This is a genomic window from Sporosarcina sp. OR05 (assembly GCF_041414805.1).
GTDB classification, from domain to species: Bacteria; Bacillota; Bacilli; order Bacillales_A; family Planococcaceae; genus Sporosarcina; species Sporosarcina saromensis.
In genome coordinates this window covers 1-2,944 of record NZ_JANKJL010000026.1, presented here as the reverse complement: position 1 = coordinate 2,944, position 2,944 = coordinate 1, and the positions used below count along the sequence as shown (strand labels likewise).

At 53.5% G+C, this 2,944-nt stretch carries 1 rRNA gene; it reads right to left on the bottom strand.

Annotated features, from left to right (window positions below):
* Positions 1 to 2: 2 nt before the first annotated feature.
* A 23S ribosomal RNA gene (locus NRI27_RS17860) occupies positions 3 to 2,935 on the bottom strand.
* Positions 2,936 to 2,944: the final 9 nt, after the last annotated feature.

Below are 2,944 nucleotides of genomic sequence, written 5' to 3'. Positions count from 1 at the left end.
TAAAGGATAAGTCCTCGATCGATTAGTATCCGTCAGCTGCACGTGTCGCCACGCTTCCACCCCGGACCTATCTACCTCATCATCTTTGAGGGATCTTACTTACTTGCGTAATGGGAAATCTCATCTTGAGGGGGGCTTCATGCTTAGATGCTTTCAGCATTTATCCCGTCCATACATAGCTACCCAGCGATGCCTTTGGCAAGACAACTGGTACACCAGCGGTATGTCCATCCCGGTCCTCTCGTACTAAGGACAGCTCCTCTCAAATTTCCTACGCCCGCGACGGATAGGGACCGAACTGTCTCACGACGTTCTGAACCCAGCTCGCGTACCGCTTTAATGGGCGAACAGCCCAACCCTTGGGACCGACTACAGCCCCAGGATGCGATGAGCCGACATCGAGGTGCCAAACCTCCCCGTCGATGTGGACTCTTGGGGGAGATAAGCCTGTTATCCCCGGGGTAGCTTTTATCCGTTGAGCGATGGCCCTTCCATGCGGAACCACCGGATCACTAAGCCCGTCTTTCGACCCTGCTCGACTTGTAGGTCTCGCAGTCAAGCTCCCTTATGCCTTTGCACTCTACGAATGATGTCCAACCATTCTGAGGGAACCTTTGGGCGCCTCCGTTACACTTTAGGAGGCGACCGCCCCAGTCAAACTGCCCACCTGACACTGTCTCCTACCCGGATCACGGGTAAGGGTTAGAATTCCAATACAGCCAGGGTAGTATCCCACCATTGCCTCCTCCGAAGCTGGCGCTCCGGATTCCAAGGCTCCTACCTATCCTGTACAGGCTGCACCGGAATTCAATATCAGGCTACAGTAAAGCTCCACGGGGTCTTTCCGTCCTGTCGCGGGTAATGCGCATCTTCACGCATATTATAATTTCACCGAGTCTCTCGTTGAGACAGTGCCCAGATCGTTACGCCTTTCGTGCGGGTCGGAACTTACCCGACAAGGAATTTCGCTACCTTAGGACCGTTATAGTTACGGCCGCCGTTTACTGGGGCTTCAATTCAAAGCTTCGCTTGCGCTGACCTCTCCTCTTAACCTTCCAGCACCGGGCAGGCGTCAGCCCCTATACGTCACCTTACGGTTTTGCAGAGACCTGTGTTTTTGCTAAACAGTCGCCTGGGCCTATTCACTGCGGCTCTCTCGGGCTATTCACCCTACCAGAGCACCCCTTCTCCCGAAGTTACGGGGTCATTTTGCCGAGTTCCTTAACGAGAGTTCTCTCGATCACCTTAGGATTCTCTCCTCGCCTACCTGTGTCGGTTTGCGGTACGGGCACCTCCCGCCTCGCTAGAGGCTTTTCTTGGCAGTGTGAAATCAGGGACTCCAGGGAAATATTCCCCTTGCCATCACAGCTCAATGTTATAGGAACGGGATTTGCCTCGTTCCACACCTCACTGCTTAGACGCGCATGACCAACAGCGCGCTCACCCTATCCTACTGCGTCCCCCCATTGCTCAAACGGCGGGGAGGTGGTACAGGAATATCAACCTGTTCTCCATCGTCTACGCCTTTCGGCCTCGACTTAGGTCCCGACTAACCCTGAGCGGACGAGCCTTCCTCAGGAAACCTTAGGCATTCGGTGGAAGGGATTCTCACCCTTCTTTCGCTACTCATACCGGCATTCTCACTTCCAAGCGCTCCACCAGTCCTTACGATCTAGCTTCAACGCCCTTGGAACGCTCTCCTACCACTGACATCTAAGATGTCAATCCGCAGTTTCGGTGATCCGTTTAGCCCCGGTACATTTTCGGCGCAGCGCCACTCGACCAGTGAGCTATTACGCACTCTTTAAATGGTGGCTGCTTCTAAGCCAACATCCTGGTTGTCTGGGCAGCGCCACATCCTTTTCCACTTAACGGATACTTGGGGACCTTAACTGGCGGTCTGGGCTGTTTCCCTCTCGACTACGGATCTTATCACCCGCAGTCTGACTCCCAAACATAAATCATCGGCATTCGGAGTTTGTCTGAATTCGGTAACCCGGGATGGGCCCCTAGTCCAAACAGTGCTCTACCTCCGAGATTCTTTCGTTTGAGGCTAGCCCTAAAGCTATTTCGGAGAGAACCAGCTATCTCCAGGTTCGATTGGAATTTCACCGCTACCCACACCTCATCCCCGCACTTTTCAACGTACGTGGGTTCGGGCCTCCAGTAAGTGTTACCTTACCTTCACCCTGGACATGGGTAGATCACCTGGTTTCGGGTCTACGACCCCATACTCATTCGCCCTATTCAGACTCGCTTTCGCTGCGGCTCCGCATTCGCTGCTTAACCTTGCATGGAATCGTAACTCGCCGGTTCATTCTACAAAAGGCACGCCATCACCCATTAACGGGCTCTGACAACTTGTAGGCACACGGTTTCAGGTTCTCTTTCACTCCCCTTCCGGGGTGCTTTTCACCTTTCCCTCACGGTACTGGTTCACTATCGGTCACTAGGGAGTATTTAGCCTTGGGAGATGGTCCTCCCGGATTCCGACGGAATTTCACGTGTTCCGCCGTACTCAGGATCCACTCTGGAGGGGCTGGACTTTCGACTACAGGGCTTTTACCCGCTATGGCGGACCTTTCCAGGTCGCTTCGTCTAATCCAGCCCTTTGTAACTCCGTATAGAGTGTCCTACAACCCCAGGAAGCAAGCTTCCTGGTTTGGGCTCTTCCCGTTTCGCTCGCCGCTACTAAGGGAATCGATGTTTCTTTCTCTTCCTCCGGGTACTTAGATGTTTCAGTTCTCCGGGTGTGCCTCGTTTACGCTATGTATTCACGTAAACGTACTACCCCATTACGGGCAGTGGGTTTCCCCATTCGGAAATCTTCGGATCAAAGCTTACTTACAGCTCCCCGAAGCATATCGGTGTTAGTGCCGTCCTTCATAGGCTCCTAGTGCCAAGGCATCCGCCGTGCGCCCTTTCTAACTTAACCTTTATACGG